We start from the raw sequence: 22,733 nt of genomic DNA, 5'->3' as shown, positions 1-22,733 counted from the left end.
AGCAGACCACCATGACTGCAACTGTCAGCGACACCACGTGGACGGCCCCGCCCGCGGGCGGCGTCGGACGCATCTCCCGGATCATCGGCCCGGTCGTCGACGTGGAGTTCCCCGTCGAGGCCATGCCGGAGCAGTACAACCTGCTCACGACCGAGGTCACCCTCGCCGGTGAGACCAAGAACATCAACCTCGAGGTCGCCCAGCACATCGGCGACAACATGGTCCGCGCCATCTCGCTCCAGCCGACCGACGGCCTCGTGCGCGGCTCGGCCGTGCAGGACACCGGCGGCCCCATCACGGTCCCCGTCGGCGACGTGACGCTCGGGCACGTGTTCAACACGACGGGCGAGTGCATGAACCTCGCCGAGGGCGAGCGGCTCGAGGTCAAGGAGCGCTGGGGGATCCACCGCAAGGCCCCGGCCTTCGACCAGCTCGAGTCCAAGACCACGATGTTCGAGACGGGCATCAAGGTCATCGACCTCATGACCCCGTACGTCCAGGGTGGCAAGATCGGCCTCTTCGGTGGTGCCGGTGTCGGCAAGACGGTGCTCATCCAGGAGATGATCGCCCGTGTCGCCCGTGACCACGGTGGTGTGTCGGTGTTCGCCGGTGTCGGTGAGCGCACCCGTGAGGGCAACGACCTCATGGTCGAGATGGAGGAGGCGGGCGTCCTCGGACAGACCGCCCTCGTGTTCGGCCAGATGGACGAGCCGCCGGGCACGCGTCTTCGTGTCGCCCTGTCGGCGCTGACGATGGCGGAGTACTTCCGCGACGTCCAGAAGCAGGACGTGCTCCTCTTCATCGACAACATCTTCCGCTTCACGCAGGCCGGCTCGGAGGTCTCGACCCTCCTCGGGCGTATGCCGTCCGCCGTGGGTTACCAGCCCACCCTGGCCGACGAGATGGGCACCCTCCAGGAGCGCATCACCTCGACCCGTGGTCACTCGATCACCTCGATGCAGGCGATCTACGTGCCGGCCGACGACTACACCGACCCGGCCCCGGCCACGACGTTCGCGCACCTCGACGCGACGACCGAGCTCTCGCGTGACATCGCGTCGATGGGTATCTACCCGGCCGTCGACCCGCTGTCCTCGACCTCGCGAATCCTCGACCCGCGCTACGTGGCGGCTGACCACTACAGCACGGCCGTGCGCATCAGGTCGATCCTGCAGCGCAACAAGGAGCTGCAGGACATCATCGCGATCCTCGGTATCGACGAGCTCTCCGAAGAGGACAAGATCCTCGTCAACCGTGCCCGTCGCATCCAGCGCTTCCTGTCGCAGAACACCTACGTCGCCAAGCAGTTCACCGGCATCGAGGGCTCGACCGTGCCGCTGAAGGACACGATCGAGGCGTTCACGAAGATCGCGGACGGCGAGTACGACCACGTCGCCGAGCAGGCCTTCTTCATGTGTGGTGGCCTCGACGACGTCGAGCGTCAGTGGGCCGAGATCCAGAAGAACCTCTGATCTCAGCGGTTCGTCCCACCCGACGACGGGGAGGTGCCCACTGGGCTCCTCCCCGTTCGTCTTCGGACCGCCTCGCGTCGTCCTGCGGGCATGCGGGTACGCCGCACAGTGTTGACACAGATGGACAAGACGTCAGCGCCGACGAGCCAGTACCGACATCAGGACGAGGAGAATCGTGAGCAGCTCCACCCAGCACGCCGCGCGGCATCGGGTCGTGGTCATCGGATCAGGGTTCGGCGGCCTGTTCAGCACCCAGAAGCTGAAGGGGGCCGACGTCGACGTCACGCTCGTGGCGCGAACGACCCACCACCTCTTCCAGCCCCTGCTCTACCAGGTCGCGACCGGCATCCTGTCCGAGGGCGAGATCGCACCCTCCACGCGTGAGGTGCTGCACCGGCAGCGCAACGCCAAGGTGCTCCTCGGCGACGTGACGGACATCGACCTCGCCGCGCGCACGGTCACCCACTCGACCGTGGGCCGCGAGACGGTCACGCCCTACGACTCGCTCATCGTCGCCGCCGGTGCGGGCCAGTCGTGGTTCGGCAACGACCAGTTCGCCCGCCACGCGCCCGGCATGAAGTCGATCGACGACGCCCTCGAGCTGCGTGGTCGCATCTTCGGATCCTTCGAGCTGGCCGAGCTCGCCTCCACCCAGGCCGAGGTCGACCGGCTCATGACGTTCGTCGTCGTGGGTGCGGGCCCGACCGGTGTCGAGATGGCGGGCCAGATCTCCGAGCTGGCCCGGCGCACCCTCAAGCGCGACTTCCGGCGCATCGACCCCACGAAGGCGCGGGTCATCCTGCTCGACGCCGCGCCGGCGGTGCTGGGCTCGTTCGGCGAGAAGCTCGGCGACCGTGCGGTCAAGCGCCTCACCGAGATGGGTGTCGAGGTGCGGCTCGGCGCCAAGGTCGTCGACGTCGACTCGACCGGCATCGAGGTCGAGCACGGTGACGGCAGCCGCGAGCGCATCGAGTCGGTCTGCAAGGTCTGGGCCGCGGGCGTCAGCGCCTCACCCCTCGGGCGCCAGCTCGCCGAGCAGTCCGGCGCCGGCCTCGACCGCGCCGGGCGCATCGAGGTGAACGACGACCTGACCCTCCCCGGTCACCCGGAGGTCTTCGTCGTCGGCGACATGATGGCGCTGAAGAACCTGCCCGGCGTGGCCCAGGTCGCGATCCAGGGCGGACGCTACGCGGCGGAGCAGATCACCCGTCGCCTCGCGGGCCGGGAGCCCAAGGGGCCGTTCGAGTACTTCGACAAGGGGTCGATGGCGACGATCTCGCGTTTCTCGGCCGTCGCCTCGGTGGGCAAGGCGCAGTTCAGCGGCTTCTTCGCCTGGGTGCTCTGGCTGGCCGTCCACCTCGTCTACATCATCGGCTTCAAGCACCGCATCACGACGCTGCTGCACTGGGTCGTCACCTTCATCGGTCGCGGCCGCTCCGAGCGGGTGGTCACCGAGCAGCAGGTCTTTGCGAGGCAGGCCATCTCCGACCTGGGGTCCGAGTTCAGTCCCGAGCTGCCACGCGTCGACGGGGACCGCCCTCACGCCGGTGCCACCCCTGCCGACCAGGCATCCGGTGATGCCAGTCCTGCTGAGGCGGCTCCTTCCTCCGGGGCTACTGCCCACTCAGCCTCGACGGACCGGGCCGCCACCGCGCCGGCAGCGGACTCCTCGAGCGTGGACTGAGCCCGCCTGCGCAACCGCTGACGGACGCACGACCGGGCCGGCTCCGTGGGGAGCCGGCCCGGCGGCATACCTCGTCGGTGACGCCTGTCCCAGACGTCGCGCTGCGTCAGGGGACGAGGCGCTCCACGGCCGCACCGAGGCGCGGGAGCGCGGCCACGACGTGCTCCTTGGCCTTGCCGCGCAGCGAGCCGTAGACCTTCGCCGCGGACGTGTGCGACGTGCTGGCCGCCTTGGCGTCCGTCACCGCGAGCAGGGCGTCGGCAGCCGCGTCGGGCTGGGCCGCGAGGTGGGCGCCGAAGGGCTGCTCGCCCTTGGTGGCCCAGAACGGGTCGAGCGCGCCCGCGAACTGGGGGAGCAGACGGTCGGTGGCGCTCGTGACGAAGTTGCCGCCGAGCTTCTTGGCCGCGGCGTAGCCGGCCTTGACGGCGGTGCCGCCGAAGCCGGACTTGTCGGAGACCTCGGCGTCGATGACGTCGGTGAGGGTGGCGACGGCCACCGGACGGCGGGTGGGCTCGAGGAGGGCGTCGGACACGGCGGTGCTCATGAAGATGACTCCTGTGGAGGGTCGGGGATCGGAGCGGGCGGCCTGTGCCACCTCGCGTACGGAGCATCCTCGCAGAGGCACTAAACTGCTGATCACACCCCCACGATCCGGAGGAAACGTGAGTTCGCTCAAGGTAGAGATGGTTGCCGCCGACCGGAAGGTCTGGGAGGGCGAGGCCAAGTTCGTACGCGCTCGGTCCATCTCGGGCGAGCTGGGCATCCTGCCGGGCCACGCTCCTCTGCTCGGTGTCCTCGTCGAGGGCGAGGTGGCCATCGAGTCCCTCGAGGGCGAGCGTCGCACCGTGACGGTCGACGGCGGGTTCCTCTCGGTCGACTCCGACGTGGTGACGATCGTCGCCGAGCACGTCGACGCCTCGTCTCTGCAGACGAACTGAGGTCGCGCGTGCCGACCGTTCTCGTTTCGACCGAGATCGTGATCGGCACGCTGCTGGTGGTCGCGGTGGTCGTCCTCGCGACGACCTTCCTGCGCCGCCGCTACATCGCCAAGGGTCTGCCCCTGACGTTGTGCGGCATGAGACGGTCCCCGTCCGACCGCTGGCGCCTGGGCCTCATCAGGTTCGGTGACAACGCCCTCGAGTGGTACACCCTCGGGGGCGTCTCCGTCCGGCCGCGGCACCGCTGGCTGCGGCAGCGCCTGCTGCTCGACGTGCCCCAGCTGCTCCGGGGCAGCGAGTCCCTCCCGCTCCTGCCGGGAGCGAGCCGGGTGCCGTGCAGCGACGGCGACAGCGACTTCGAGCTGGCCCTGCAGGGCCCTGCCTACACCGCGCTGCGGTCGTGGCAGGAGGCTGCACCCCCCGGCTACAACGTCAACGTCGCGTGACGCCTGACGCCTGACGCCGGCAGTGACGACGGCAGGCCCCGGCAGGCCGCCCGCGAGGTCGATCACCTGGTGCGCCCAGGCGGGACCTCCTGTACGACCAGCGGCAGGATCCCGGGTCCAGGGGAGGCTGCGCAGCATCCGCGCCCGCGCGGGGTCAGTGCCGCTTGGTGCGCTCCGGCTTCTCCACCCGTCCGCCACCGGGCTGCCACAGCACGTCGCCGCCGATGGGCTTGTTGGCGACGCGGGCCAGGATGAAGAGCAGGTCGGAGAGGCGGTTGAGATACTTCGCCGTGAGCACGTTGACTCCGCCGACGCCGCGCGCGTCGGTGCCCTCGGCCGCCGGCTCGGTGCCGTGCTGCTCGACGGCGGCCCAGGCGGAGCGCTCGGCCCGGCGCACGATGGTCGTCGCGAGGTGCAGGTGGGCGGAGCCCGGCGTGCCGCCGGGGAGGATGAAGGAGCGCAGCTTCTCGACCTGCTCGAGGTAGTGGTCGCAGTCCTTCTCGAGGTCGTCGACCCACGGCTGCTCGACGCGCAGGGGCGGGTAGTCGTAGCGCTCGCGCAGCGGCGTCGACAGGTCGGCGCCCACGTCGAAGAGCTCGTTCTGCACGCGCTGCAGGGTGGCCTTCACCTCGTCGGTGAGGCCCCCGCACGCGACCGCGATGCCGATGGCCGCGTTGGCCTCGTTCGAGTCGGCGTAGGCGTGCAGCCGGGCGTCGTTCTTGCTGACCCGTGAGAAGTCGCCGAGGCTCGTCGTGCCGTCGTCGCCGGTGCGCGTGTAGATCCGCGTCAGGTTGACCATGGGGCCACTCTCTCACCCACCCCGCGGCGTCCGGCGCGCGGCCACGTCCCCGCTAGGGTTCGGTGGGTGAGAGAGCGATTTCGCGTCGTCGGTGGCGCACACCTCGTGGGCGAGGTGTCCGTGGTGGGCGCCAAGAACAGCGCCCTCAAGCTCATGGCCGTGGCTCTGCTCGCCGTCGGACGCACGACCCTGACGAACGTCCCGGCCATCGCGGACGTCACGATCATGGCTGAGCTGCTGCGGCGCCTCGGGGTCGGTGTCGACTACGACGCGGCGGCCGGGGTGGTCGTGCTCGACGTCCCCGAACGCATCGGCCACCGCGCCGACTACGAGCTCGTCCGGGCGCTGCGCGCCTCGATCTCGGTGCTCGGTCCGCTCGTGGCGAGGGTGGGGGAGGCCGACGTCGCGGTCCCCGGCGGGGACGCCATCGGCTCGCGCGGCCTCGACCTGCACGCTGCCGGTCTCGAGGCGCTGGGCGCCGAGGTCCACGTCACCCACGGCTACCTCGTCGCCACCGCACCGCGAGGGCTCACGGGCGCGGACATCCGGCTGGACTTCCCCAGCGTGGGAGCCACCGAGAACATCCTGACCGCAGCGGTGCTCGCCCGCGGCACGACGACGATCGACAACGTGGCCAAGGAGCCCGAGATCGTCGACATCGCCGAGATGCTCATCTCGATGGGGGCCCGGCTCGAGGGCGCCGGCACGTCCCGCATCACCGTGCACGGCGTCGAGGCGCTGGCCCCGACCGAGCACGCGGTCGTCTCCGACCGCATCGCGGCCGGCACCTGGGCCTTCGCCGCGGCGGCGACCCGCGGCAACATCGAGGTGGTCGGTGGGGTCGCCGACCACCTGCGCGCGCCCCTGGGTGCGCTCGAGGCCGCGGGCTGCCTCGTCGAGGTCACCGAGCGCGGTTTCCGGGTGTCCGCCGTCGGACGGCGCCCCCGTGCCTTCGACGTCGCGACGCTGCCCTACCCGGGCTTCCCGACCGACCTGCAGCCCTTCGCGCTGACCTACAACGCCGTCGCCGAGGGCTCGGCGATGGTCACCGAGAACCTCTTCGAGGCCCGCTTCCGCACCGTCCAGGAGCTCGCGCGCCTCGGTGCCGACGCGCAGGTCGACGGCCACCACGTCATGACCCACGGCGTCCCGATCCTCTCCGGCGCCCCGGTCGAGAGCAGTGACATCCGCTCGGGGGCGGCGCTCGTGATCGCGGGCCTCGTGGCGGACGGCGAGACCCTCGTCAGCGGGGTCCACCACATCGACCGCGGCTACCCGCGCTTCGAGGAGGCGTTGCGGGCGATGGGGGCCGACGTCACGCGCGAGCCCGACGACGAGCCCCCCTTCGACTAGCCCACTTCGTCGCCCACTTCGACGCCACCTCTGGCGATGGCGTCCGGCGGTGGCGGCGGTGGATCGTCCCCTTTGCCGGGTGTGCTCCGACCAGGTTCTGGTGCCGCCACACGTTGTTCACCCCGAGGTCGTATTTCTTGACCACTTCTTGACTCCTAGGGGCAACGTTTTCGTCGGCTGACGCGTCATCATGGTGACGGCACAGCGTTGAGAGGGGTCTGCATGACGCTGAACACCCACCGCAGGGGACCGGTCCGAGTGCTCGACGCGCCCGACGGCCACGATGTCATCATCGAGGGTCGTCTCGACGTCCACACGGTTCCGGACATTCGCGACGCGATCCACGCTGTCATCAACGAGGGTCCCGGGGAGCTTCGGCTGCACCTGGGCAGCGCGGAGATCGGCGACGCGACGGGTCTCGGGGTCATCGTCCACCTCCACCGGCGGGCGACCCGGGCGGAGCGTCGCCTGCTGCTCGTCGACGCGAGCGACCGCACGACGCGCCTGCTGCGGGGGTGTCGCCTCGAGCGCATCCTCGCCCCGCGCCACCCGGTGTCGGACGCCGTGACTGTGGCGCCTCTCACCGCCTGAGCGCCTGCCCACGGCGGGACGCCGCCGCTACCGTCGAGCCATGTCTTCGACGGAGAGCACCCAGTCCCCGCACGCCCGGGTGACGCCCGACCGTCCGTGGGTGATGCGCACGTATGCCGGCCACTCGAGTGCCGCTGCGAGCAACGCGCTCTACCGGCGCAACCTCGCGAAGGGGCAGACGGGCCTCTCGGTCGCCTTCGACCTGCCGACCCAGACCGGCTACGACCCGGACCACGTGCTCTCCCGGGGCGAGGTCGGCAAGGTCGGCGTCCCGATCAGCCACATCGGAGACATGGCGGCGCTCTTCGCCGACATCCCGCTGCGCGAGATGAACACCTCGATGACGATCAACGCGACGGCCATGTGGCTGCTGGCGCTCTACCAGGTCGCGGCCGAGCAGCAGGCCGAGGCCGCCGGGGAGGACCCGGCCGAGTGGGTGCACGCCCTGGCGGGGACCACGCAGAACGACATCATCAAGGAGTACCTCTCACGGGGGACCTACGTCTTCCCGCCTGGTCCGTCGCTGCGGCTCATCACCGACCTCGTCGCCTACACGGTGCGAGAGATCCCGAAGTGGAACCCCATCAACATCTGCAGCTACCACCTGCAGGAGGCCGGGGCCACGCCCGTGCAGGAGATCGCCTACGCCATGTCGACCGCGGTGGCGGTGCTCGACGCGGTGCGCGACTCGGGCCAGGTGCCGGCCGACGAGTTCGCCAGCGTGGTGGCCCGCATCTCCTTCTTCGTCAACGCGGGCGTCCGCTTCGTCGAGGAGATGTGCAAGATGCGCGCCTTCGTGCAGCTGTGGGACGAGCTGACCCGGGACCGCTACGGCGTCACCGACGCCAAGGCGCGGCGCTTCCGCTACGGCGTGCAGGTCAACAGTCTCGGCCTGACCGAGGCGCAGCCCGAGAACAACGTCCAGCGCATCGTCCTCGAGATGCTCGGCGTCACGCTCTCCAAGGACGCCCGGGCCCGCGCGGTGCAGCTGCCGGCGTGGAACGAGGCGCTCGGCCTGCCGCGGCCGTGGGACCAGCAGTGGAGCCTGCGCATGCAGCAGGTCCTCGCCTACGAGTCCGACCTGCTCGAGTACGACGACCTCTTCACCGGGTCCGTCGTCGTCGAGGCCAAGGTCGCCGCGCTCGTCTCCGGGGCCAGGGCGGAGATGGGACGCATCGAGGAGATGGGCGGCGCCGTCGCCGCCGTCGAGTCGGGCTACATGAAGTCGGCGCTCGTCGCCTCGCACGCCGAACGCCGTCGCCGCATCGAGGCGGGTGACGCCGTCATCGTCGGACTCAACCGCTTCGAGACGACCGAGCCCAACCCGCTGACGGCCGACCTGGACACCGCGATCCAGACCGTCGACGCTGACGTCGAGCGGCACGCCTCCGAGGCGGTGCGCGCCTGGCGGGAGACGCGGGACGCGGACCCCGAGCGCCGGGCCCGGGCCGACGACGCGCTGGAGCGGCTGCGCGCCGACGCGGCCTCCGGCGCCAACCTCATGCCGGCCTCGCTCGAGTGCGCCCGTGCCGGCGTCACCACGGGGGAGTGGACCGCGGCCCTGCGTGAGCAGTTCGGTGAGTACCGCGCTCCCACAGGCGTGTCCGGCTCGGTCGGGGTCGGCTCGAGCGAGCCCGGGGACGCGCTGTCGCACGTGCGCGAGCTCGTCGCCCGCACCGGCGAGGAGCTGGGCGAGAAGCTGCGCATCCTCGTCGGCAAGCCCGGCCTCGACGGCCACAGCAACGGCGCCGAGCAGGTGGCCGTCCGGGCCCGCGACGCCGGGTTCGAGGTGGTCTACCAGGGCATCCGCCTCACCCCGGAGCAGATCGTCGCCGCAGCCGTGGCCGAGGACGTCCACCTCGTCGGGATCTCGATCCTCAGCGGGTCGCACATGGAGCTGGTCCCGGAGGTGCTGCGGGGGCTGCGCGACGCGGGCGCCGGCGACGTGCCGGTCATCGTCGGCGGCATCATCCCCGAGTCCGACGCCGCGGCGCTGCGGGCCGCCGGGGTGGCCATGGTCTTCACGCCGAAGGACTTCGGGCTCAACGACATCATGGGCGAGATGGTCGGTGTGATCCGTGCCGCACGCGGGCTCGCGCCGCTCGAGTCCGCGCCCGCCTGAGCTGGCGTAGCGTCGCAGGTATGAGCGACCTGCAGTGCGCCGCGCGCGTCATCGTCGTCAACCCGCCCGGGCTCGCGGACGTCGCGTGGCTCGCGTCGGCCGTGCACCTCGAGAAGGTCCAGGCGGTGTATGCCGCCGACGACGTCCCCGACACGGGTCCGGTCGAGTCCCTGGCCGACGACCTGGGGGTCCCCTCGCACCTCGGCCACGGTGACCTGCACGACGGCTCGTCGGGTCTCGAGGAGCTCGTCGACCGGCACCGGGGCGAGACCGTCGTCGTCGTGCGAGGTGGCGACGCCGCCGAGCCGGTGCTGCTGCTCGTCGACGCCGACGGCGCCACACGAGTGCCGCTCGAGGGACTGTCCTGAGTCCCGCGCCGACCTCGGCCGCCGCGGTGGTCGCCGAGCTCGAGGCGGAGCGAGACGACGAGGCCCTCGCCTCGGTGCGACGGCGGCTCGACCCGCACGAGGAGGCCATCGGGGTGCGGATGGGCACGCTCTTCGCCATCGCGAGACGGCACACGCGGCTCCCGCTCTCGGAGGTCGAGCAGCTGCTCGCCCACCCGGCCTACGAGCCGCGGCTGGCGGCCCTGTGCATCCTCGACTTCAAGGCACGCCGCAAGCGCATCGACGGCCACGGGCGAGGCACGCTCGCACGCACCTACCTCGCCCACCACCACCGCATCACGACGTGGGACATGGTCGATCGTGCGGCCCCTCGAGTCATCGGGCTGTGGCTGGTCGGCCGCGACAAGCAGGTCCTGCGTGACCTTGCCGGCTCGGGCGAGCCGCTGCGTCGACGGACGGCCATGACGGCACCGCTGGGACTGCTAGACACCCCGGACGTCGAGGTCGGCTGGGAGCTCGCCGGGCAGCTGGCACCTGACCGGGATCCGTTGGTGCACAAGCCTGTCGGCATCTTCCTCAAGCACGCCGGAGAGCGGGACCGGGACCGACTCCTCGCGTTCCTCGACCAGCACGTGGCCGACATGTCGCGACCGGCGGTCCGCCTGGCCGTCGAGAAGCTGCCGCCCGAGGTCCGCTCGCGCTGGGTCCAGGGCCCGCCCGGGCACTGAGCCGTACGGCGGCGACGGCGACGTGACCGGGCCGGCCGGCATACGCCATCGTTCTCGCGGCCGGTCAGAAGAGGCGCGACTCCGCGTCGTCGATGCCCTTGAGGGCGTCGTAGTCGAGCACGACGCACCGGATGCCGCGGTCCTCGGCGAGCGTGCGCGCCTGCGGCTTGATCTGCTGCGCGGCGAAGACGCCGGTGACGGGCGCGAGGTGCGGGTCGCGGTTCATCAGCTCGAGGTAGCGGGTCAGCTGCTCGACGCCGTCGATCTCGCCGCGACGCTTGATCTCGACCGCGACGCTCGTGCCGGCAGAGTCCTTCGCGAGGATGTCGACGGGTCCGATGGCCGTCATGTACTCGCGGCGCACGAGGGACCAGCCGTGGCCGAGGGTGTGGATGTGCTCGGCTAACAGCCTCTGCAGGTGCGCCTCGACGCCGTCCTTGACGAGGCCGGGGTCGACGCCGAGCTCGTGGTCCGAGTCGTGCAGGACCTCGTGGATGAGCACGGTCAGGCGGTCCTCGCTCTTGGCGTGCTGCACGCGCCAGACCGCGACGACGCCCTCGCCGGACTGGCCCTCGTCGGGGTCGACCTCGGCCATGGTGCAGGGGGGCGACATCCAGTTGAGCGGCTTGTAGGAGCCGCCGTCGCTGTGGACGAGGACCGAGCCGTCGGCCTTGACGACGAGCAGCCGGGTCGCGAGCGGGAGGTGGGCGGTGAGACGGCCGTCGTAGTCGACGCTGCACCGGGCTATGACGAGACGCACCGGACCACCCTAAGGGAGGGTGCGTGGGAAGCGTCACGCCCCGGACGGGTGTGGCCGGGGCGGCCCCTCTGCGAGACTCTCGCCCATGGCTCGTGAGTTCACCAAGGTCGGCGTCATCGGACTCGGCACCATGGGTGCCGGCATCGTGGAGGTCTTCGCCCGCAACGGCATCGACGTCGTCGCGGTCGAGGTCACCGACGAGGCGGTCGAGAAGGGCAGGGGAGTCCTGCAGCACTCGACCGACCGCGCCGTCGCCCGCGGCAAGCTGACGAGCGAGGACCAGGCCGCGCTCCACGGCCGCGTGCAGTTCACGAGCGACATGGCCGACCTCAAGGAGTGCCAGCTCGTCGTCGAGGCCGTGCCCGAGCACCTCGACCTCAAGAAGGACATCTTCGCCAAGCTCGACGCGATCGTCTCCGACGACGCGATCCTCGCGACCAACACGAGCTCGCTCCCGGTCACCGAGATCGCCGTCGCCACGATCAACCCCAAGCGGGTCGTCGGCATGCACTTCTTCAACCCCGCGCCGGTGCTGCAGTTCGTCGAGGTCATCAAGACCGTCATCACGAGCGACGAGATCTTCGAGGAGGTCAAGGCGCTCGCCGAGCGGCTCGGCAAGAAGCCCGTCATCGTCGGCGACAAGGCCGGCTTCATCGCCAACGCGCTGCTCTTCGGCTACCTCAACCACGCGGTCGCGATGTTCGAGAGCAAGTACGCGACGCGCGAGGACATCGACGCCGCGATGAAGCTCGGGTGCGGCTATCCCATGGGTCCGCTCGCGCTCATGGACCTCATCGGGCTCGACACCGCCTACGAGATCCTCGACACGATGTACAAGCAGGGTCGCGACAGGCTCCACGCCCCCAGCCCGATCATCAAGCAGATGGTCAGCGCCGGGCTCAAGGGCCGCAAGAGCGGTCGCGGCTTCTACACCTACGCCGCGCCGGGCAGCTCGGCCGTCGTCGACGACTCCCTGACGCCCCGGGCCGTCGACGGCTCGGCCGCGGGCACGCGCCCGGTCCGGACCGTCGGCGTCGTCGGCTCCGGCACGATGGCGACCGGAATGGTCGAGGTCTTCGCCAAGGCCGGCCTCGACGTCACCTTCGTCGCCCGCAGCGAGGCCAAGGTCGAGGCGGTGCGCGCCGCTCTCGCCAAGAGCCTCGAGAAGGCCGTCCAGCGCGGCAAGGCCAGCGAGCAGGAGCGCGACGCCGCCCTCGGGCACGTGCGCGGCACGACCCGTCTCGAGGACCTCGCCCAGGTCGACCTCGTCGTCGAGGCGGTCGTCGAGGACCTGTCCGTCAAGCGCGCGCTCTTCGAGAACCTCGACGAGATCTGCCGCCCCGGCGCCATCCTCGCCACGACGACGAGCTCGCTGCCCGTCGTCGAGTGCGCGGCCGCGACCAAGCGCCCGCAGGACGTCATCGGCATGCACTTCTTCAACCCCGCCCAGGTCATGAAGCTCGTCGAGGTCGTGCGCACGGTCTCGACGGCCGACGACGTCGTGGCCACCGTGCAGGCCCTCTGCGCGACGGTCGGCAAGCACGCCGTCACGTGCGGCGACCGCGCCGGCTTCATCGTCAACGCCCTGCTCTTCCCCTACCTCAACGACGCCGTGAAGATGCTCGAGGCCAACTACTCGACGGCCGACGACATCGACACCGCGATGAAGACCGGCTGTGGCCTGCCGATGGGGCCGTTCGAGCTGCTCGACGTCGTCGGCCTGGACGTGTCGCTGGCCATCGAGCGCGAGCTCTACCTCGAGTTCCGCGAGCGGGGCTACGCGCCGGCGCCGTTGCTCGAGCACCTCGTGACCGCGGGCTACCTCGGGCGCAAGACGGGGCGGGGCTTCCGCACCTACGCCTGACACCTACGCTGGGTGCATGCCCTCGCGTCGTCGTCCCAGCAAGCACGCGCGCGAGCACGTGCCGCTGGACGTGACGCGGATCCAGGGCGGCACCACGCGTGAGGAGTCGTATGCCGGTACGCGCTGGATGGTGCGCTCCGTGAGCGGGGCGACCGCCACGCGCGACTACCTGTGCCCGGGCTGCCAGCAGGACATCCCGCCGGGGGTGCCGCACGTCGTCGTGTGGCCGGCGGAGGGCGTGGGCGGCCTCGGCGACCGGCGCCACTGGCACACGGGCTGCTGGCAGCGCCGCGACGCCCGGCCGCCGGGCAACTCCTACCGCTGAGGCGGCGCCGCCTCAGGCGTCGAGGACCGGTCCGAGCTCGCGGGCGACGAGGCGCAGCGGAGCGGTGTCGCGCTGCGCGCGGGCGAGGACGATGGCCCCCTCGAGCGCGCACAGCATGAGGGTCGAGAGGGTCTCGGCGCGTCGACGGGTGCGGCCCATCGTCACGAGCGCCTCGGTGATCGGCCGGCGCCACGTCTCGAGGGCCGCCGAGGCCGCCTCTCGGACGGCCGGGTTGGTGTCGGCGCAGTCGACGACGGCGCCGGCCACCGGGCACCCGCGCTCGAAGTCCCGGGCGCGCAGCTCCGCCGCCCAGTCCTCGACCATGGCCGTGAAGAGCCGGCTGGGGGAGGGGCGGCGCAGGCCCGAGAGGTGCTGCACGACCCGCTCGGCGGCCCACGAGCCGGACCACTCGAGCGCCTCGGCGACGAGCTGGTCCTTGCCGCCCGGGAAGTAGTGCTGGAGCGAGCCGCGAGGTGCCCCTGCCTCGGCGACGACCTGACGCAGCCCCGTGGCGGTGACGCCCGCGCGTCGCAGCTGCTGCGCCGTCTCGTAGACGAGGCGCTCGCGGTGTCCGACCGGTCCTGGCATCAGGGGCCTCCTGGCAGTGCGTCGATGGGCTGTCCCTGAACTATGACATGTGTCATGATCCAACAACGACTATGACAGTCGTCATAGTCGTTCTCGGCAGAGCGAGGAGCGGGTCATGGGACGAGTCGGCTTCATCGGCCTCGGCATCATGGGAGCCCCCATGGCCGCGAATCTCCTTCGGGCGGGGACCGAACTGTCCGTGTGGAACCGGTCGCCCGAGGCTGCGGCACGCCTCGGGTGGCAGGGCGCGCGGGTCCTCGGCTCGCCGGCAGCCGTGTTCGCCGAGTGCGACGTGGTGCTGCTGATGCTGGCCGACGAGGCTGCCGTGGACTCGGTGCTGCGGCGCGGGACGCCCGAGCTCGATGCCATGGTGCGCGGCCGCACCGTCGTCGCTCTCGGTACCACCTCGCCGACGTTCTCGGCAGGCCTGGAGCAGGACGTCGTGGCCGCCGGTGGCCGCTACGTCGAGGCGCCCGTCTCGGGGTCCCGGGTGCCTGCGGAGCGGGGTGAGCTCGTGGGCCTCGTCGCAGGCGTCGAGGACGCGGTCGAGCCGGTGCTGCCGCTCCTGCGGGGGATGTGCCGGACGGTGGTGCGCTGCGGACCCGTGCCGGCAGGCCTCGGCACCAAGCTCGCCGTCAACCTCTACCTCTGCACGATGGTCGCGGGACTCGCGGAGGCATACCACCTCGCAGGTGCCCTGGACCTCGACCTGGTCGCCTTCCAGCAGGTCCTGGACTCCGGGCCGATGGCGAGCGCCGTCTCGACCCTGAAGCTCGCCAAGCTGCTCGAGCGGGACTTCGACGCGCAGGCCGCCGTCCGGGACGTCCACACCAACACCCGGCTCGTGGCCGACGCGGCCCGGTCGGTCGGGGCGGCGAGCCCGCTGCTCGACGTGACGCGAGAGCTCTTCGGGGCAGCGGAGGACTCCGGTGCAGGCGCCCTCGACATGGTCGCCGTCGTGACCGCCCTGGAGCAGCGGGACGGGATCGCCGTTGCACCGCGGTCGGACCCGGTGCGCCAGGGCAGCGGACGACGACCCGGTGCCGGGTCGCGCTAGTGGTCGGGCCGGGCCGCGAGCACCTGCTCGCGCAGGATGTCGGCGTGCCCGCAGTGCTGGGCGAGCTCGCGCAGCACGTGGAGGTAGACCCAGCGAAGCGGCAGCGGGCCCCGCCGGTTGCCCTGGAGGAGGTCGTCGAGCCCCAGCCCGGCCGTTGCAGCACGGGAGGCCTCGCACGCCTCGCGGTGCGCCTGCGACACGGTGGCCACGGTGTCGGTGTCGTCGAGCACGAACGACTCGTCCGGGGTGGCCGGGATGCCGATCTCGGCTCGTGACCGGCAGCTCACCGCCTCGTCGAACCACACCTTCTCGACGAAGGTCGCGTGCTTGACCAGGCCGAGCAGGGTCGTCGCCGAGGGCACGAGAGAGCGCCGGGCCTCGGCCTCGTCCAGCCCCTCGAGCGACTCCCGCAGGGCCGCCCGGTGCTCGTCGACGAAGGCCTCGAGCTGCACCCGCGCAGGCCGGTCGACGACGTCCTCCGCGAACGTGGGGGGAAACGCCGCAGGAGCGGGCGAGGGCGGGGTCGTCGGCGGCATCGACATGGGATGAGCCTGCCACGGCAGCGGGCCCGGGGGCCACGGGAATCCGCCCGTGCGCGGCGGCACGCTGCCTAGTGCCGGCGCTGGCGCGGCACGAGGACCTCCTCGTAGAGCAGCAGCGCGCCCGCCGCGAAGGGGATCGCGAGCAGCGCCCCGAGGATGCCGAGCAGCGCACCACCGGCGAGGGCGGCGACGACCGTCACGGCGCCGGGCACGGCCACCGTCCGCTGCATGATGCGCGGCATGACGGCGTAGTTCTCGATCTGCTGGTAGACGATGAAGTAGATGATGACGATGAGCGCCTTCTTCGGCTCGTCGAAGAACGCGACGATCGCGACGACCGAGGCGCCGAGGGTCGCCCCGACCATCGGCACCAGGCCGAGGAAGCCCACGGCCACCGCGAGCACGGCGGCGAACTGCAGGCCGATGAGGCTCATCATGATCCAGGCGAAGAACGCGTTGATGGCGGCGACGGCCACCTGGCCGATGGCATACGACCCCACGCGGCGCATGACCTCCTCGGCGAGCGAGACGGTGCGCGGGCGCCGGCTGGCCGGCACCAGGGCGTAGGCGGCCTGCTTGACGGCCGGCAGCGAGGCGAGGAAGTAGAGGGTGAGGACGAGCACCGTCAGGCCGCTGAAGACGCCCGTGGCGATGAGCTTGCCGGCGTCGAGGACGCCCCCGAAGACCCCCGCCCACAGGTTGCCGTCGGCGACGCGCTTGTTGACCTCCTGCTGGATGCGCTGGACGAGCTGGTAGCGGTGGTCGACGTCCTGCACCCACGGGTTGGCCAGCAGGTTGTCGAACATCCGCGGGGCGTTCGTCGCGAGCTCGCTGCCCTGCTGGGCGACGGGCGGGATGACGACCCACCCGACGAGGGTGAAGACGGCGAGCACGCCGAGGAAGACGATCGTCACGGCCCAGCCGCGGCGCACGCTGCGCCGGGTCAGCGCCTCGACGAGCGGGTTGAGCGCGAGCGTCAGGAAGAGCGAGATGACGAGCAGCGTGATGACGGTGCCGAGCCGGCCGACCGCCTGCACGACGGCGTATGCCGTGAGCACCCCGATGGCGCCCACGAAGCCGATGTAGAAGGGCGACTGCCGGTTGAACGGCGTGCCGCTCTGGCCGAAGTCCTTGCGGCCGACCTTGCCCTTGCCGGGCCTGCCGCCGGCGGTCTCGACGGTCTCCGCGGTCTCCGCGGTCTCCGCGGGTGTCGGCCCGGTCGGGGGCCGGCGCGGCTCCTGCCGGGCGCCCGCGTCGCTCGTGTCGAGAGGGAGCGCGGCGGCCAGGACGCCGGGCTCGGGGCCGGCTGGTGGCGGCGGGGGCTGAGCCTCACGGCCCCCGGTGGACTGCCCAGCCTCTGCGGTCGCGGTGTCGAAGCCGAGGTCGCGGGCCCGGAACTCGTCCATCCGGGCGCGCTGGGCACGGCGGTACCGCGTCCACCGTCCCCAGATGCTCACGCCAGCGAGCCTACGGCAGGGGTTGCCCACGGGCCCGGGGTGGCCGTGGCGTGTCAGCCCGCGGACGCGTGACCACACGCAGCGTGACCGGACGGACACGGCATACGGGTACGCACCACGTGAACGAGGACAGGGCGGCGCCCGTGAGAGGCGCGGCCACGCACCCGAGCACCACGAGGAGCACCCATGCCCAGCGTCACCCGCAGCTTCACCGTCCGGCCCGCCCCGGCCGCCGTCATCGACTACCTCAAAGACTTCTCGAACGCCGAGGAGTGGGACCCCGGCACCGAGTCCTGCACGCGCGTCGGCGAGGGCCCCGTCGTGGTCGGCTCGAGGTGGCACAACGTCTCCAAGATCGCCGGTGTGACGACCGAGCTCGACTACGAGCTGACCGAGCTGACCGACTCGCGGGTCGTGCTCGCGGGGCGCAACGACAGCGCGACCTCCACCGACACCATCACGGTGCAGCCGTCCGGTGACGGCAGCGAGATCACCTACCACGCCGACCTCGACATGCACGGCCTGGCCAACCTCGCGGCGCCCGCCATGAAGCTCGTCTTCGAGAAGCTCGCGAACGACACCGAGGAGCAGCTGACGCGCGTGCTCGACGCCCGCTGAGCCCGCGCGACGAAGGGCCGGTCCACCGTGACGGTGGACCGGCCCTTCGTCGTGACGGGTGGATCGGGCTACTGGTCGGCGAACCGGTTGATCGCCGACTCGAAGGCCGCCCGCTTCTCGGGGTCGGTCACCCCGAGGCCCGGCTCGGGGGCGAGCGTCAGCACGCCGACCTTGCCCTGGTGGGCGTTGCGGTGGACGTCGAGCGCGGCCTGGCCGACCTCGTCGAGGGTGTAGGTCTTGCTCAGCGTCGGGTGGATGAGTCCGCGGTTGATCAGCTCGTTGGCCTCCCACGCCTCGCGGTAGTTGGCGAAGTGCGAGCTGACGATGCGCTTGAGGTTCATCCAGAGGTAGCGGTTGTCGTACTCGTGCATGTAGCCCGAGGTCGAGGCGCACGTAACGATGGTGCCGCCCTTGCGCGCGACGTAGACGCTGGCGCCGAAGGTCTCCCGGCCCGGGTGCTCGAAGACGATGTCGACGTCGTAGCCGCCGGTGAGCTCGCGGATCTTCTTGCCGAGTCTCTGCCACTCGCGCGGGTTCTGCTCGGTGCCCTCGTCGTTCCAGAACCGGTAGCCCTCGGCGTTGCGGTCGATGATGAGCTCGGCGCCCATGGCGCGGCAGATCTCGGCCTTCTCGGGGGAGGAGACGACACAGATCGGCGTGGCTCCGCCGGCGAGGGCCATCTGGGTGGCGTAGGAGCCGAGGCCACCGGAGGCGCCCCAGATGAGGACCCGGTCACCGAGCTTCATCGCGGCGCCGTTCTTGGAGACGAGCTGGCGGTAGGCCGTGCTGTTGACGAGGCCGGGCGAGGCGGCCTCCTCCCAGGTCAGGTGGCCGGGCTTGGGCATCAGCTGGTTGGCCTTGACGACCGCCAGCTCGGCGAGCCCGCCGAAGTTGGTCTCGAAGCCCCAGATGCGCTGCTGCGGGTCGAGCATCGTGTCGTTGTGGCCCTCGGCGTCCTCGAGCTCGACGGAGAGGCAGTGCGCGACGACCTCGGTGCCCGGCTTCCACTTGGTGACTCCGGGGCCGGTGCGCAGGATGACGCCGGCGAGGTCGGAACCGACCACGTGGTAGGGCAGGTCGTGCCGCTTGGAGAACTCCGACATCCGGCCGTAGCGCTCGAGGAAGCCGAAGGTCGAGACGGGCTCGAAGATCGAGGTCCACACGGTGTTGTAGTTGATGGCGCTCGCCATCACCGCGACGAGGGCCTCGCCCGGCGCGAGCTCGGGGACGGGTACCTCGTCGATGTGAAGGGACTTCCGGGGGTCCTTGTCGCGCGTGGCGAGCCCCTCGAACATGCCGACCTCGTCCTTGTGGACGGTGGCCCCGCGATAGGTCGCGGGGATCTCGATGTTCGCGTAGGTCTCCTGGGTGCGGTCGCCGGAGAGGATGGCGTCGCGGATGGCCTGCATTGAAGGTCCTTACGTCGCAGCGTCATTGGTGGGTCGAGACAGTGTCGAACCAGTGCGGTGTGTCCCCGAACGTAGCGAGACGTGACCCGCGGGTAGCCCCTTCTGAGACGGCCACCACAGGTGACCTGGGTCACGAGCCGTGGCCGCGGCCGGGCAGGTGGTCCGACGGACCGTCACGAGGTCGTATGCCGTGTGGTCGCGCCACGTGGCCACGGGCTCGCGGCCGTGCTGGTGGAGGTCCGTGGGTCCGGTCGGACGAGCCCGTCGAGCGGGTACGGTCGGCGCGTGCGACGGACGACTGCGGGTCTCGGGTGCTGGTCGGTGCAGCCCACCTACGTGCTCGTCGAGCTGCTCGTCGCGGCCGGTGCCTCGGCCGCCTACTCCCTGAGGGACGACACGATCAGCGCGCTCGGGATGCTCACGTGCGGGCCCGGGCACGGCGGATCACCCGTCGACGTCTGCTCGCCGTGGCACGTGGGGATGGACACCGCGTTCGTCGTCTTCGGGCTGCTGCGAGCGGCCGGTGCCGTGCTGCTCCGGCCCCGGATCGGCCGGGGCGCGTGGGCGTGGGCGGCGGCGGTGCTCTGGGTCGTCTCGGGCCTCGCGGCCGCCGCGGTTGGGCTCGTGCCCGTCGACCAGCAGCCGTCGTGGCACGTGGTGGCGGCCCTGCCCGTCTTCGTCCTGCAGCCGCTCGCCGTCCTCGTCACCGCCGAGGCGCTGCGAAGGGCGGCCGTCGTGCCGCCGGCCGTGAGCCTGTCCGGTCTGGCGGTCGGCGCGCTCACCCTCGTGGCCGCCGTCGGGTTCGGCCTGCGGCTCGGGGCGTCGAGTTGGGTCGGCGGCCTGGAGCGTCTCGCCCTGTGGCCCGCCTACCCGTGGCTCGCGGTCGTGGCGCTCGCGCTGGCGGCCAGCAGGGCGGAGACCGTGACGAAGGTGTAGCTGTCGTCACGGAGCCGGCGGATGATCGCGGGCAGGCGCTCGATGGTGACGAGCCGGTCGGGGGACCCGGTGTCGTGCGCGAGCACGATCGAGCCGGGCCGCACCTGCGACGCGATGTCGTCGACGATGCCGTCGGGCCGGCCGGCCACGAGGTCCTCGCGCGCCTGGGCCGACCACAGGACCGTGGTGAGCCCCGCCTCGGCGGCCGCGAGCAGCGTCGCCCCTCCCACGTGGCCGTAGGGCGGGCGGAAGAGCGTCGGGACTACGCCGTAGGTCTGCTCCATGAGCCGGCTCGTCCGGTCGATCTCGTCACGGCAGCGGGACCAGTCGAAGCGGCCGAGGTCCGGGTGCTCGAAGGTGTGGTTGGCCAGCTCGTGGCGCCCGACGCTGTCGCGGTGGAGCTCGCCGTGGTCGCGCACGTTGCGGCCGAGGCAGAAGAAGGTGGCGGGCACGTCCTCGGCCGCGAGCGCCGCGAGCACGCGCGGCGTCCAGTCGGGGTGCGGCCCGTCGTCGAAGGTCAGCGCGACGTGGCGCCGGTCGCGGTCGCCACCCCACACGACGGAGGCGCTCGCGGCGGACGGCGGCGAGCGGTCGGGCCGCACGGCACTGACGGGGCTGCCGTAGAAGGGCAGGGGCGTCGACTCGTCGAGGTGGTCCTTGAGGCGCACGGCACCGACCGCGCCCGCCGCCCCGACAGCCGCACCGGCCGCACCGGTCAGGGCCTGTCGCCGTGTCACCTCCATGGCAGCCGATGCTACGGGGGCCGTCGTGCGCCGGCCTGATCCCCGGGTGTGCCGGTCCCGCGCGTGCCACACTGGGCGCCCGGTCGACGTGCGGGTCGACGGTGGTCGACGGCAGGTCGACGGGCAGGTCGGCGGGCACATGGACGGGCAACTGGACGGGCAGGTCGCTGCGAGGTCGAGGGAGGTGCGCGTGCGTCGGGTCGTGGTGGGCGCCGTGGCAGCCGTCGTCGCGGCGGGGTGCGCCCTCGCCCCGCAGCTCCTGGGCCGTGACCCCCTCCCGGTCCTGCGCAACGACGCCGGCTGGAGGTCGAGGTCGGTCCTGGCTCCCGCGAGCCTCGGCGACCGGCTGGTCGACCCGGTGGCGGAGGCCGTCTGGCTCGCGGACGGCACCGTGCCCGCGTCCGGCGCCCGCTCCCGCGTCGCCGCCCAGGCGCTGGGCGACCTGCACGCGCTGACCCTGCCGAACGGAGCGGTCGCAGCCGGACCCGACGGCCCCTGGGCCTACGCCTGGCCGCGGGACTCCGCCTTCGTCGCCGCCGCCTTCGCCGAGACCGGGCACGTCGACGACGCGCGCCGCGTGCTGGGCTTCCTCGCCCGGGTCCAGCTGCCCGACGGCGGTTTCGAGGCCCGCTACCGGTTGGACGGCTCGGGGCCGCCCGACGACCGCCCGCGCCAGACCGACGGCGCGGGCTGGGTCCTCTGGTCGCTCGACCGGGTGCGGGCCGCGAGCGCGGACCGGGTGCTGCCGACCGCCCTTCGCGCACTGCGCGATCGGGCGTTCGCCTTCGCCGTCGCGCAGACCGACAGCGGCCGGCGCCTGCCCGAGGTGTCGCCGGACTACTGGGAGGTGTCCGAGCGCCGGGTCACCCTCGGCACGGCCGCGCCGCCCGCCGCCGGCCTCGAGAGCGCGTCCCGGACGTATGCCGCCGAGGGTGACACGCGACGGGCCGGGTTGGCCGCCCGGGCCGCGAGCCGCCTGCGCGCCCTGATCCGAGCGGAGTTCGGTCCCGACTACGAGCGGCACGGTCACTCCGGCGGGCTGGACGCCGCGGTGGCGATGCTCATGCCGCCCTTCGCCGCCACGGACGACGCTGCTGCCGAACGGGCCTGGGCCCGCTACCCCGTCCTGGCGTTGCGCAGCGCCGGCGGACTGGCGCCGGGCGTCGACTGGAAGAGCGACGGCGTGTCCTGGACCCCCGAGACGGCCATGGTCGCCTACACGGCGGCCGCGTCCGGGCACCCGCTCGTCGCCGACCACTGGATGACGTGGCTCAGCCACCACTGCACGAGCTGGGGCAGCCTCCCGGAGAAGGTCCTCCCTGACGGCAGTCCCGCAGGCCCGGCGCCCCTGGCGTGGACGGCGGCGCTCGTCGTGCTGACCGAGGGCGAGCTCGCCGCGCACCGGGCCGGCGTCGGAGATCCCGTCGTCGTGTCAGTGGGCGGCTGAGGCCGAGGGCTCGACGAGCTCGACGAGGACGCCGCCGGCGTCCTTCGGGTGGATGAAGTTGACCCGGCTGTCGCTCGTGCCGCGCTTCGGGGTGTCGTAGAGCAGGCGCAGCCCGCGCTCGCGCAGCGTGGCGCACACGGCGTCGATGTCGGCCACGCGGTAGGCGAGCTGCTGGATGCCGGGGCCGCTGCGGCCTAAGAACTTCGCGATCGTCGACTCGGGGGAGAGCGGCGCGAGCAGCTGGATGCACGAGCCGGAGTCGCCCACGCCCATCATCGCCTCACGCACGCCCTGCTCGGCGTTCGTCTCCTCGTGGAGCATCGTCATGCCGTACTTCTCCTCGTAGAACGCGATCGCCGCGTCGAGGTCGGGCACGGCGATGCCGACGTGGTCGATGTGGGTGAAGAGGGGGTCGGGAGTGGCGCTCATGGTCCCAACGTAGGGGGCGTCCCGGCATGCGGCCCGCGTATGCCGTGTGCGCTTGGTCATGCTCGTCGAGAGCCGCGC

General features: G+C 71.8%; 24 protein-coding genes. 15 read left to right on the top strand and 9 right to left on the bottom strand.

Annotated features, from left to right (window positions below; translation table 11 throughout):
* The first annotated feature begins 11 nt into the window (after positions 1-11).
* Both atpD and ABD297_RS14370 read left to right on the top strand, forming a co-directional pair.
* Positions 12-1,472 (top strand): F0F1 ATP synthase subunit beta, encoded by a 1,461-nt coding sequence (gene atpD, locus ABD297_RS14375; RefSeq protein WP_344255672.1) that lies wholly within the window; start codon positions 12-14, stop codon positions 1,470-1,472.
* Positions 1,473-1,647: 175 nt separating this feature from the next.
* Entirely contained in the window at positions 1,648-3,156 is a 1,509-nt protein-coding gene (locus tag ABD297_RS14370) for an NAD(P)/FAD-dependent oxidoreductase (protein ID WP_344255670.1), read from the top strand.
* A 106-nt stretch (positions 3,157-3,262) separates the two neighbouring features.
* Here ABD297_RS14370 and ABD297_RS14365 read toward each other — a convergent pair whose 3' ends face one another.
* The gene (locus ABD297_RS14365; protein ID WP_344255668.1) at positions 3,263-3,700 is read right to left on the bottom strand and encodes a DUF6918 family protein; all 438 of its coding nucleotides are present in this window, start codon (positions 3,698-3,700) and stop codon (positions 3,263-3,265) included.
* Between the two features lie 118 nt (positions 3,701-3,818).
* Between ABD297_RS14365 and ABD297_RS14360 the strand changes: the two genes are divergently transcribed.
* Positions 3,819-4,094 carry a F0F1 ATP synthase subunit epsilon gene (locus ABD297_RS14360; protein WP_344255666.1) on the top strand — a complete coding sequence of 92 codons (276 nt, stop codon included), beginning with the start codon at positions 3,819-3,821 and terminating at the stop codon, positions 4,092-4,094.
* An 8-nt stretch (positions 4,095-4,102) separates the two neighbouring features.
* On the top strand, positions 4,103-4,540 hold the full coding sequence (locus ABD297_RS14355; RefSeq protein ID WP_344255664.1) for a DUF2550 domain-containing protein: 438 nt from the start codon (positions 4,103-4,105) through the stop codon (positions 4,538-4,540).
* Positions 4,541-4,694: 154 nt separating this feature from the next.
* On the opposite strand, the gene ABD297_RS14350 is transcribed toward ABD297_RS14355, so the two are convergent.
* Positions 4,695-5,339, bottom strand: coding sequence for a cob(I)yrinic acid a,c-diamide adenosyltransferase (locus ABD297_RS14350; protein ID WP_344255662.1), 645 nt, complete (start codon positions 5,337-5,339; stop codon positions 4,695-4,697).
* A gap of 66 nt (positions 5,340-5,405) precedes the next feature.
* Here ABD297_RS14350 and murA point away from each other — a divergent pair, with 66 nt between their 5' ends.
* From murA to ABD297_RS14325, 5 genes are all read left to right on the top strand, one after another.
* Positions 5,406-6,692, top strand: coding sequence for a UDP-N-acetylglucosamine 1-carboxyvinyltransferase (gene murA / locus ABD297_RS14345; protein WP_344255660.1), 1,287 nt, complete (start codon positions 5,406-5,408; stop codon positions 6,690-6,692).
* Positions 6,693-6,914: 222 nt separating this feature from the next.
* Positions 6,915-7,283 (top strand): STAS domain-containing protein, encoded by a 369-nt coding sequence (locus tag ABD297_RS14340; RefSeq protein WP_344255658.1) that lies wholly within the window; start codon positions 6,915-6,917, stop codon positions 7,281-7,283.
* A 103-nt stretch (positions 7,284-7,386) separates the two neighbouring features.
* The gene (locus ABD297_RS14335; RefSeq protein WP_344255826.1) at positions 7,387-9,405 is read left to right on the top strand and encodes a protein meaA; all 2,019 of its coding nucleotides are present in this window, start codon (positions 7,387-7,389) and stop codon (positions 9,403-9,405) included.
* A 20-nt stretch (positions 9,406-9,425) separates the two neighbouring features.
* Positions 9,426-9,773: a hypothetical protein gene (locus ABD297_RS14330; RefSeq protein WP_344255656.1), complete on the top strand. Its 348-nt coding sequence runs from the start codon at positions 9,426-9,428 to the stop codon at positions 9,771-9,773.
* Between the two features lie 26 nt (positions 9,774-9,799).
* Positions 9,800-10,480: a DNA alkylation repair protein gene (locus ABD297_RS14325; protein ID WP_344255654.1), complete on the top strand. Its 681-nt coding sequence runs from the start codon at positions 9,800-9,802 to the stop codon at positions 10,478-10,480.
* Positions 10,481-10,544: 64 nt separating this feature from the next.
* Here the strand turns inward: ABD297_RS14325 and nucS are convergent, their stop codons facing one another.
* The gene (nucS, locus tag ABD297_RS14320) at positions 10,545-11,240 is read right to left on the bottom strand and encodes an endonuclease NucS (protein ID WP_344255652.1); all 696 of its coding nucleotides are present in this window, start codon (positions 11,238-11,240) and stop codon (positions 10,545-10,547) included.
* 85 nt (positions 11,241-11,325) lie between these two features.
* Between nucS and ABD297_RS14315 the strand changes: the two genes are divergently transcribed.
* On the top strand, positions 11,326-13,104 hold the full coding sequence (locus tag ABD297_RS14315; RefSeq protein ID WP_344255650.1) for a 3-hydroxyacyl-CoA dehydrogenase family protein: 1,779 nt from the start codon (positions 11,326-11,328) through the stop codon (positions 13,102-13,104).
* Positions 13,105-13,120: 16 nt separating this feature from the next.
* Positions 13,121-13,429, top strand: a complete 309-nt coding sequence (locus ABD297_RS14310; RefSeq protein WP_344255648.1) for a hypothetical protein — start codon at positions 13,121-13,123, stop codon at positions 13,427-13,429.
* Positions 13,430-13,441: 12 nt separating this feature from the next.
* Here ABD297_RS14310 and ABD297_RS14305 read toward each other — a convergent pair whose 3' ends face one another.
* Positions 13,442-14,017, bottom strand: coding sequence for an LmrA/YxaF family transcription factor (locus ABD297_RS14305; RefSeq protein WP_344255646.1), 576 nt, complete (start codon positions 14,015-14,017; stop codon positions 13,442-13,444).
* A 115-nt stretch (positions 14,018-14,132) separates the two neighbouring features.
* Between ABD297_RS14305 and ABD297_RS14300 the strand changes: the two genes are divergently transcribed.
* The gene (locus ABD297_RS14300; RefSeq protein WP_344255644.1) at positions 14,133-15,074 is read left to right on the top strand and encodes an NAD(P)-dependent oxidoreductase; all 942 of its coding nucleotides are present in this window, start codon (positions 14,133-14,135) and stop codon (positions 15,072-15,074) included.
* Here ABD297_RS14300 and ABD297_RS14295 read toward each other — a convergent pair.
* Complete coding sequence (locus ABD297_RS14295; protein ID WP_344255825.1) at positions 15,071-15,610, bottom strand: DinB family protein; 540 nt, start codon at positions 15,608-15,610, stop codon at positions 15,071-15,073. The genes ABD297_RS14300 and ABD297_RS14295 overlap by 4 nt on opposite strands.
* Positions 15,611-15,684: 74 nt before the next feature.
* Positions 15,685-17,073, bottom strand: a complete 1,389-nt coding sequence (locus ABD297_RS14290; protein ID WP_344255642.1) for an AI-2E family transporter — start codon at positions 17,071-17,073, stop codon at positions 15,685-15,687.
* Positions 17,074-17,259: 186 nt separating this feature from the next.
* Between ABD297_RS14290 and ABD297_RS14285 the strand changes: the two genes are divergently transcribed.
* On the top strand, positions 17,260-17,691 hold the full coding sequence (locus ABD297_RS14285; RefSeq protein ID WP_344255640.1) for an SRPBCC family protein: 432 nt from the start codon (positions 17,260-17,262) through the stop codon (positions 17,689-17,691).
* A 68-nt stretch (positions 17,692-17,759) separates the two neighbouring features.
* On the opposite strand, the gene ccrA is transcribed toward ABD297_RS14285, so the two are convergent.
* Positions 17,760-19,100: a crotonyl-CoA carboxylase/reductase gene (gene ccrA, locus ABD297_RS14280; protein WP_344255638.1), complete on the bottom strand. Its 1,341-nt coding sequence runs from the start codon at positions 19,098-19,100 to the stop codon at positions 17,760-17,762.
* 285 nt (positions 19,101-19,385) lie between these two features.
* On the opposite strand from ccrA, the gene ABD297_RS14275 reads away from it, so the two are divergent.
* On the top strand, positions 19,386-20,036 hold the full coding sequence (locus tag ABD297_RS14275; RefSeq protein WP_344255636.1) for a DUF998 domain-containing protein: 651 nt from the start codon (positions 19,386-19,388) through the stop codon (positions 20,034-20,036).
* On the opposite strand, the gene ABD297_RS14270 is transcribed toward ABD297_RS14275, so the two are convergent.
* Positions 19,967-20,779: a polysaccharide deacetylase family protein gene (locus ABD297_RS14270; protein WP_344255634.1), complete on the bottom strand. Its 813-nt coding sequence runs from the start codon at positions 20,777-20,779 to the stop codon at positions 19,967-19,969. The two genes, ABD297_RS14275 and ABD297_RS14270, sit on opposite strands and share 70 nt — an antisense overlap.
* Positions 20,780-20,969: 190 nt before the next feature.
* Here ABD297_RS14270 and ABD297_RS14265 point away from each other — a divergent pair, with 190 nt between their 5' ends.
* Positions 20,970-22,226, top strand: a complete 1,257-nt coding sequence (locus ABD297_RS14265) for a glycoside hydrolase family 15 (RefSeq protein WP_344255632.1) — start codon at positions 20,970-20,972, stop codon at positions 22,224-22,226.
* Here the strand turns inward: ABD297_RS14265 and mce are convergent.
* Positions 22,212-22,655, bottom strand: a complete 444-nt coding sequence (gene mce / locus ABD297_RS14260; protein ID WP_344255630.1) for a methylmalonyl-CoA epimerase — start codon at positions 22,653-22,655, stop codon at positions 22,212-22,214. The genes ABD297_RS14265 and mce overlap by 15 nt on opposite strands.
* Between the last annotated feature and the right edge of the window lie 78 nt (positions 22,656-22,733).

It is taken from the genome of Terrabacter carboxydivorans, from assembly GCF_039532035.1.
Taxonomy (GTDB): Bacteria; Actinomycetota; Actinomycetes; order Actinomycetales; family Dermatophilaceae; genus Terrabacter; species Terrabacter carboxydivorans.
Note: the sequence above shows the minus strand (reverse complement) of the source record. Positions and strands in the feature narration are given on the sequence as shown.

Excerpts from the sequence above, each read along its gene's own strand:
- atpD (WP_344255672.1), top strand. The coding sequence starts at position 12 with ATGACTGCAACTGTCAGCGACACCACGTGGACGGCCCCGCCCGCGGGC.
- ABD297_RS14365 (WP_344255668.1), bottom strand. The coding sequence starts at position 3,700 with ATGAGCACCGCCGTGTCCGACGCCCTCCTCGAGCCCACCCGCCGTCCG.
- ABD297_RS14350 (WP_344255662.1), bottom strand. The coding sequence starts at position 5,339 with ATGGTCAACCTGACGCGGATCTACACGCGCACCGGCGACGACGGCACG.
- ABD297_RS14340 (WP_344255658.1), top strand. The coding sequence starts at position 6,915 with ATGACGCTGAACACCCACCGCAGGGGACCGGTCCGAGTGCTCGACGCG.
- ABD297_RS14335 (WP_344255826.1), top strand. The coding sequence starts at position 7,387 with ATGCGCACGTATGCCGGCCACTCGAGTGCCGCTGCGAGCAACGCGCTC.
- ABD297_RS14330 (WP_344255656.1), top strand. The coding sequence starts at position 9,426 with ATGAGCGACCTGCAGTGCGCCGCGCGCGTCATCGTCGTCAACCCGCCC.
- ABD297_RS14315 (WP_344255650.1), top strand. The coding sequence starts at position 11,326 with ATGGCTCGTGAGTTCACCAAGGTCGGCGTCATCGGACTCGGCACCATG.
- ABD297_RS14310 (WP_344255648.1), top strand. The coding sequence starts at position 13,121 with ATGCCCTCGCGTCGTCGTCCCAGCAAGCACGCGCGCGAGCACGTGCCG.
- ABD297_RS14305 (WP_344255646.1), bottom strand. The coding sequence starts at position 14,017 with ATGCCAGGACCGGTCGGACACCGCGAGCGCCTCGTCTACGAGACGGCG.
- ABD297_RS14300 (WP_344255644.1), top strand. The coding sequence starts at position 14,133 with ATGGGACGAGTCGGCTTCATCGGCCTCGGCATCATGGGAGCCCCCATG.
- ABD297_RS14295 (WP_344255825.1), bottom strand. The coding sequence starts at position 15,610 with ATGCCGCCGACGACCCCGCCCTCGCCCGCTCCTGCGGCGTTTCCCCCC.
- ABD297_RS14285 (WP_344255640.1), top strand. The coding sequence starts at position 17,260 with ATGCCCAGCGTCACCCGCAGCTTCACCGTCCGGCCCGCCCCGGCCGCC.
- ccrA (WP_344255638.1), bottom strand. The coding sequence starts at position 19,100 with ATGCAGGCCATCCGCGACGCCATCCTCTCCGGCGACCGCACCCAGGAG.
- ABD297_RS14270 (WP_344255634.1), bottom strand. The coding sequence starts at position 20,779 with ATGGAGGTGACACGGCGACAGGCCCTGACCGGTGCGGCCGGTGCGGCT.
- mce (WP_344255630.1), bottom strand. The coding sequence starts at position 22,655 with ATGAGCGCCACTCCCGACCCCCTCTTCACCCACATCGACCACGTCGGC.